Source organism: Streptomyces oryzae (genome assembly GCF_017676365.1).
GTDB lineage: Bacteria > Actinomycetota > Actinomycetes > Streptomycetales > Streptomycetaceae > Streptomyces > Streptomyces oryzae.
In genome coordinates this window covers 20,502-27,095 of sequence record NZ_JADKMA010000097.1, presented here as the reverse complement: position 1 = coordinate 27,095, position 6,594 = coordinate 20,502, and the positions used below count along the sequence as shown (strand labels likewise).

Annotated in this window: 7 protein-coding genes; 4 read left to right on the top strand and 3 right to left on the bottom strand. The window is 68.7% G+C overall.

Annotation, left to right across the window (positions count from 1 at the left end; translation table 11 throughout):
* Positions 1-48: 48 nt before the first annotated feature.
* The gene (locus tag ITI46_RS19510) at positions 49-675 is read right to left on the bottom strand and encodes a DUF4245 domain-containing protein (RefSeq protein WP_372452004.1); all 627 of its coding nucleotides are present in this window, start codon (positions 673-675) and stop codon (positions 49-51) included.
* A 198-nt stretch (positions 676-873) separates the two neighbouring features.
* Between ITI46_RS19510 and glpX the strand changes: the two genes are divergently transcribed.
* Complete coding sequence (glpX, locus tag ITI46_RS19505) at positions 874-1,908, top strand: class II fructose-bisphosphatase (RefSeq protein ID WP_209240952.1); 1,035 nt, start codon at positions 874-876, stop codon at positions 1,906-1,908.
* A gap of 106 nt (positions 1,909-2,014) precedes the next feature.
* Here the strand turns inward: glpX and ITI46_RS19500 are convergent, their stop codons facing one another.
* Together ITI46_RS19500 and ITI46_RS19495 are read right to left on the bottom strand one after the other, a co-directional pair.
* Entirely contained in the window at positions 2,015-2,392 is a 378-nt protein-coding gene (locus ITI46_RS19500; protein WP_209240951.1) for a WhiB family transcriptional regulator, read from the bottom strand.
* A 237-nt stretch (positions 2,393-2,629) separates the two neighbouring features.
* Entirely contained in the window at positions 2,630-3,424 is a 795-nt protein-coding gene (locus ITI46_RS19495) for a DUF1707 SHOCT-like domain-containing protein (protein WP_209240950.1), read from the bottom strand.
* A gap of 126 nt (positions 3,425-3,550) precedes the next feature.
* Between ITI46_RS19495 and ITI46_RS19490 the strand changes: the two genes are divergently transcribed.
* The 3 genes from ITI46_RS19490 (at position 3,551) to ITI46_RS19480 (ending at position 6,529) form a co-directional block, all read left to right on the top strand.
* A complete protein-coding gene (locus ITI46_RS19490; RefSeq protein WP_209240949.1) occupies positions 3,551-5,251 on the top strand; it encodes a fumarate hydratase in 1,701 nt (566 codons plus the stop codon).
* A gap of 133 nt (positions 5,252-5,384) precedes the next feature.
* Positions 5,385-6,278: a hypothetical protein gene (locus ITI46_RS19485; RefSeq protein WP_209240948.1), complete on the top strand. Its 894-nt coding sequence runs from the start codon at positions 5,385-5,387 to the stop codon at positions 6,276-6,278.
* Positions 6,275-6,529 (top strand): hypothetical protein, encoded by a 255-nt coding sequence (locus ITI46_RS19480; RefSeq protein WP_209240947.1) that lies wholly within the window; start codon positions 6,275-6,277, stop codon positions 6,527-6,529. The genes ITI46_RS19485 and ITI46_RS19480 overlap by 4 nt, the downstream gene beginning before the upstream one ends.
* Positions 6,530-6,594 lie beyond the last annotated feature (65 nt).

The window sequence follows — 6,594 nt, the reverse complement described above, 5'->3', positions numbered from 1 at the left end:
TCCCCCCTCGCGCGGGGGGCTTTCGGGCCCTACGCCGTCGTTCGCGCGCTACGCCGTCTTCCCCGGCTCAGCCGGCTTCCCTGACTCCGACGGCTTCCCGGACTCCGACGGCTTCTCCGACTTGGCCGGCTTCTCCGACTTCGCCTGGAGCGCTCCGGCCAGTTCGCCCAGCTGCCGGAAGCTCGCCGTTCCCGTGACCACGGTCACGGACTTGCCGTCCTTTGCGGTGCGCACCAGCGCGTCGTACTTCTTCCCCCGGTAGCGGGTCCACTCCTCACCGGCGACGCGCTGCTTCTTCGCCGTCTCCTCGGCGCCCTGTGTGACGTCGTCGATGAAGCGGACCGGCCGCCGCTGGTCGCTCTGCTCGACTGCGGCGTACTCGTTGTCCGGTGTCATGAAGCCGAGGTGCCAGACGGAGCCCGTCGGGCCGTCGGCTGTGTAGCGGACGGAGGTGGCGCGCCACTCCTTGGACAGCCCCTGCGGCGCGGCCACCGGATACGGCGCCGCACGTCGCGCCGACGCCAGCTCCACGCCGTAACTGACCGGCTTGACCGGGTCCTTCTTCTCATCGTGCGGGACGAACAGGTAGATGACCCACGCGGCGAGAAGGATCAACGCCAGCGAGAGCACCATGTCACGCACGGCCTGTGCTCCGCGCTTCTTGTCTGCTGCCACGCCCCCATCGTCCCTTATGGCCGCGGACGCCTGGCGTACACCCCCGGTCCGCCCCGGGGCTGCCCCGGCCTGCTCATCCGTGGGCGCCCCTGCTCAGTCGGAGGCCGACGGGTAAAATTCTGCCCACCCTCGCCGAATCGGCACAGCTCACGTCGCCGCAGTGGCCGTAAGAGTCGCCGTACAGAAAGGTGTGTTCCGATGACCGAACACAACCATTTGCCTTCCCAGCTCGAAGTCAGCCCGGAGGCCCCGGACCGCAACCTGGCGCTGGAGCTGGTACGGGTCACCGAGGCGGGCGCGATGGCCTCGGGCCGCTGGGTCGGCAAGGGCGACAAGAACGGCGCGGACGGCGCGGCCGTCAAGGCGATGCGCACCCTCGTCTCCACCGTCTCCATGAACGGCGTCGTGGTGATCGGCGAGGGCGAGAAGGACGAGGCCCCGATGCTCTACAACGGGGAGCGCGTCGGCGACGGCACGGGCGCCGAGTGCGATGTGGCCGTCGACCCGGTCGACGGTACGACGCTCACCGCCAAGGGCATGGGCAACGCGGTCTCCGTGCTGGCGGTTGCCGAGCGGGGCTCGATGTTCGACCCCAGCGCGGTCTTCTACATGGACAAGCTGGTGACCGGGCCGGAGGCGGCCGAGTTCGTGGACATCACGGCACCGCCCGCGGTGAACATCCGGCGGATCGCCAAGGCCAAGGGCTGCGGTGTGGAGGACGTCACGGTCGTCGTGCTCGACCGCCCGCGGCACGAGGGGCTGGTGAAGGAGATCCGCGAGGCGGGCGCACGGATCAAATTCATCTCGGACGGCGATGTGGCGGGTGCCGTGATGACGGTGCGCGAGGAGACCGGCGTCGACCTGCTGCTGGGCGTCGGCGGCACCCCCGAGGGCATCATCGCCGCCTGCGCGATCAAGTGCCTCGGCGGGACGATACAGGGCAAATTGTGGCCCAAGGATGACGAGGAACGGCAGCGCGCTCTCGACGCCGGGCACGATCTGGACCGGGTGCTGCTCACCGATGACCTGGTCAGCGGGGAGAACGTGTTCTTCGTCGCGACCGGCATCACCGACGGCGACCTGCTGCGGGGCGTCCACTACCGCGGCGAGCGCGCCTTTACGCAGTCGCTGGTGATGCGGTCGAAGTCCGGCACCATTCGGCAGATCGAGTCCGTTCACCGGCTCTCGAAGCTGCGGGCCTACAGCGCCGTCGACTTCGACCGCGCCCGCTGAGGGCTCCGCCCCGCCCGCGCCCCGAAAGGGGCGCGGGGAACTGCGCGAGCAACCACAGCACGACCCGCAGCCGCGCGCGGGTCAAGTCACCACCAGGGGGAGGCGCCTAAGCGATGCGGGGCACCCCCGAACTGGGCTGCCCCGCAGAAGCAGACGCGGACGCCGTCTTACGGCGGCGCGTGAGCACCACTCGCCGCTCCGCGGCGGTGAGCCCACCCCAGACCCCATAGGGCTCGGGCATCACCAGGGCGTGCTCGCGGCACTCGACCAGGACGGGGCAGCGGGCGCAGACCCGCTTGGCTGCCTGTTCCCGGGAGAGCCGGGCGGCGGTGGGCTCCTTGGAGGGAGCGAAGAAGAGGCCCGCCTCGTCGCGGCGGCAAACGGCTTCCGCGTGCCAGGGGCCCGCTTGATCATCTCGCTCAGGCGTTCGCTGTACGGGGATGGTGGCGGCGGCCTGTGGGGACTGATGCGGCGTGTGCAGCACGGTCTGCTCCTGACGCGACGACGGAGGTTTGTTTCCCCTTCACCCGTCTTGCAGCACACGGCAGTTCACGGTTCCCCCACGGGCCCCCTCGGGGGCCGACTCGCAAACTCATGCCGTACGAAAGACGGATGCACGAGCCCTACCCGCTGTACGCGCCGGTATGCATTGCGTGTCGTCCGATACGCGCTCAGGCGTGCGCCCCCCAGCGCGCCGTCAATACCGCGTGCGCCCGCGCTCTCACAGCTCCTTGCGGAACCGGTCGCGGAGGTTCTGGACGAGTCGGCCACGCTTCGGTTTGGCGTCCACGCCCCCGAAAACAGCGGCCCCTTCGACCAGGACGACCGGTGCGTTCGGATCGGGGGAGTCGGTGACCTGTACGTCGAAGCCGCCGAAGATCCCGGCGCCCTTCTGCTGCAAGGTGACGTTCTCCGGGACCCGGATCTCGATTCCCCCGAAGATCGCAGTGGCGTTGATCTGCACGTGCGGGTGCTCGAACAGCGCCTCGGTCAGATCGATCTCGATACCGCCGAAACAGGCGAACGCGTTGATCTTCCGCGGCACCCGCCAACGCCCCTTGCGGCCGGCGCCGCTGAAGATCGCGACCAGGTTCTCCTTCGGGCCGTAGCCGGGCACCGGCGGGCCCGAGGTGTGCGAGGCGGCGAAGTTCGCGAACGAGGTGCCGTAGGAGCGCTGACCGCTCGCACCCGGCTGCGCGCTGTCGTGCTCCGCGCCGGAGACACCCGAGCGGCCGGCGGGGAGGTCGCGGACGAGAGGCTCCAGCTCGCCCATCGTCTTCGCGGCGTAGACGGCTTCGATCCGCTCGCCGTGCTCCTCCGCGTCCAGCCTGCCCTCGGCGAGGGCCTCGCGGAGGATGTCGGCGACCCGGTCCCGGTCCGCGTCCGAGGCACGGACACCGGCGTCCGCCGCGGGAGCGGGGGCGGGAGCCGGGGAGGGCGTGGCCGCGGGCGCAGGCGGCCGCTCGGCTGACGGCTGCTTCTGGAGCGAGGCGGGCTGCGATGAGTCTTCAGTCACACAAGCAGCGTACCCAAACGCGATAGATCGCGACTACCCCCGCAGCGGCCTCTTGCAGGCGGGTTCTACGCTGTGAGACGCGCTCCCATCGCCGAGAGCCGCAAGTGTGAGAGGAAGAGTCCCCGTATGTCTGCCAGCTCCCAACCGGCCAGCCCGGAGTTCTCCTACACGGACCTGCTCCCCACCGGTGAGGACCCCACGCCGTACCGCCTGATCACCAGCGAGGGCGTGAGCACCTTCGAGGTGGACGGACGCACCTTTCTCAAGGTGGAGCCGGAGGCGCTGCGCAAGCTGGCGGCCGAGGCCGTCCACGACATCCAGCACTATCTGCGCCCCGAGCACCTGGCCCAGCTGCGCCGCATCCTGGACGACCCCGAGGCCAGCGCCAACGACCGCTTCGTCGCACTCGACCTGCTCAAGAACGCCAACATCGCGGCGGCGGGCGTGCTGCCCATGTGCCAGGACACCGGCACGGCGATCGTGATGGGCAAGCGCGGCCAGCAGGTGCTGACCGAAGGCGGCGATGAGGAAGCCCTCTCGCGCGGTATCCACGACGCCTACACGCAGCTGAATCTGCGCTACTCGCAGATGGCTCCGCTCACCATGTGGGAGGAGAAGAACACCGGCACCAACCTGCCGGCGCAGATCGAGCTGTACGCGACCGACGGGGACGCCTACAAGTTCCTGTTCATGGCCAAGGGCGGCGGCAGCGCCAACAAGTCCTTCCTGTACCAGGAGACGAAGGCCGTACTGAACGAAGCCTCCATGATGAAGTTCCTGGAGGAGAAGATCCGTTCGCTGGGCACGGCCGCCTGCCCGCCGTACCACCTGGCGATCGTCGTCGGCGGCACCAGCGCCGAGTACGCGCTCAAGACCGCCAAGTACGCCTCGGCGCACTACCTGGACGAGCTGCCGGAGTCCGGGTCGCCCTCGGGGCACGGATTCCGGGACAAGGAGCTGGAGGAGAAGGTCTTCGAGCTGACGCAGAAGATCGGCATCGGCGCACAGTTCGGCGGCAAGTACTTCTGCCACGACGTCCGCGTGGTGCGGCTGCCGCGGCACGGCGCCTCCTGCCCCGTCGCCATCGCGGTGTCCTGCTCGGCGGACCGCCAGGCCAAGGCGAAGATCACCGCCGAGGGCGTCTTCCTGGAGCAGCTGGAGACCGACCCGGCGCGCTTCCTGCCCGAGACGACGGAGTCCCAGCTGACCGAGGGCGCGGGCGCCGACCTCGACGCCGTCAAGATCGATCTGTCCCGCCCGATGGACGAGATCCTGGCCGAGCTGACCAAGCACCCGGTCAAGACCCGGCTGTCGCTGACCGGCACGCTCGTCGTCGCGCGCGACATCGCGCACGCGAAGATCAAGGAGCGGCTGGACGCGGGCGAGGAGATGCCGCAGTACCTCAAGGACCACCCCGTCTACTACGCGGGCCCGGCCAAGACCCCCGAGGGCTACGCCTCCGGCTCGTTCGGACCCACCACGGCGGGCCGGATGGACGCCTACGTCGCGCAGTTCCAGGCGGCCGGCGGCTCGAAGGTGATGCTCGCCAAGGGCAACCGCAGCAAGCAGGTCACCGACGCGTGCGCCGAGCACGGCGGCTTCTACCTCGGCTCCATCGGCGGCCCGGCCGCCCGGCTGGCCCAGGACTGCATCAAGAAGGTGGAGGTCCTGGAGTACGAGGAGCTGGGCATGGAGGCGGTCTGGCGGATCGAGGTCGAGGACTTCCCCGCGTTCATCGTCGTCGATGACAAGGGCAACGACTTCTTCGCCGACCCGGCGCCCGAGCAGCCCTTCGTCACCTCGATTCCGGTACGCCAGGGCTCCTGACGGAATACGGATCGGCCCCGCGCGCCACCCGCTGAACCCGGCGGCGCGCGGGGCCTTTCCCGCGCTCGCTCGAACGGGCGAACGTCATTCGTATGTACGCCATGGTGGCTTTCCGCGCCGTGGCGTCCTGTCCATGGTCAACTCAACTCATGAGGCGCATCACCGTACATTCCGGGAATTTCCCGGTCTCTACCGTCGCGCCTTCGCCCTCCTCGGCTTACCCGATCCCGGGCCGACCGAGGCGGAGTCGCTCAACTGCGACCTGACGGAAATCCAGCCGGTCGAGCGCCGCGTCGACTCGCTGCTGCGCCAGCGGTGTGCCGACTCACGCACCTACCTGCTGATTGTCGAGTCCCAGACGAAGAAGGACCCGGCCAAAGCCCGCAGTTGGGGCTACTACCTGACGTATCTGGCCAGCAAGCATCCGGAAGCACATCCGATGCTGCTGGTCGTCTGCCGCAACCGGCACACCGCCCGCTGGGCGAAGGGCCCCTTCCGGATCGGCCACGGCTCCCAGGCCAATCTGCACGTCACCCCGTTCGTCCTCGGCCCCGAGGACGTCCCCGCCGTGAAGGATGTCGACCAGGCCCTCGAGGACCTGGAACTGGCCGTCCTCTCGGCAGTGACACACATCGAGGACGCCCGTATCGATGACATACTGGAAATCCTGGCGACGGCCATGAAGAAGGCCCCCGAGGAGTTCCCGACCGAGCTAGCAACCGAACTGATCTCCGCCGGACTCTCCGGCTCCCCTTCGGCCGACCTGTGGAGGAATCTCATGGGCGCACTGACCTTGGACCCGAACAGCAAGACGTGGCTTGCGGAGTACTACCGCGAATTGGGTCGGGTCGAGTCGCGGAAGGAAGATCTGCTGAATCTGTGCGCCGCTCGCGGCATCCCCCTCTCGGAGGAAGACACGGAGCGCATCACCGCCTGCGAAGACCTCGAACGACTTGGCAGGTGGGTTCGCAAGGCAGGCACAGCTGGCACCACTGAGGAAATCTTCGCTGAAGGCACGGAGAAGTGACCTTGCTGGTCGCCGATCCCAACAGCAAGACGTGGTTCGCCGAGTACTACCGCGAATTGGGTGCGTTCCGGAAGGCTAGGGAGATCCTGCTGACGGTTTGTGCAGCACGGAACCTCTCCCTCTCGGAGGACGACAAGGAGCGCATCGCCTCCTGCGAAGACAGCGATGTGCTCGGCAAGTGGTTCGACAACGCGATCACAGCCACCACCGCCGACGAGATCTTCGCCGAGCAGTCCGCCGCCCCGCAGTAGCGGACCCCCTCCCCACAAGTCCGCCGAGGGCCCGCCCTCGGCGGACCGGCGTCGTGCTGTCGGGA

What these genes read in the sequence shown, in the direction of transcription:
- glpX (WP_209240952.1), top strand. Translation starts at nt 874, where the DNA reads ATGACCGAACACAACCATTTGCCTTCCCAGCTCGAAGTCAGCCCGGAG.
- ITI46_RS19490 (WP_209240949.1), top strand. Translation starts at nt 3,551, where the DNA reads ATGTCTGCCAGCTCCCAACCGGCCAGCCCGGAGTTCTCCTACACGGAC.
- ITI46_RS19485 (WP_209240948.1), top strand. Translation starts at nt 5,385, where the DNA reads ATGGTCAACTCAACTCATGAGGCGCATCACCGTACATTCCGGGAATTT.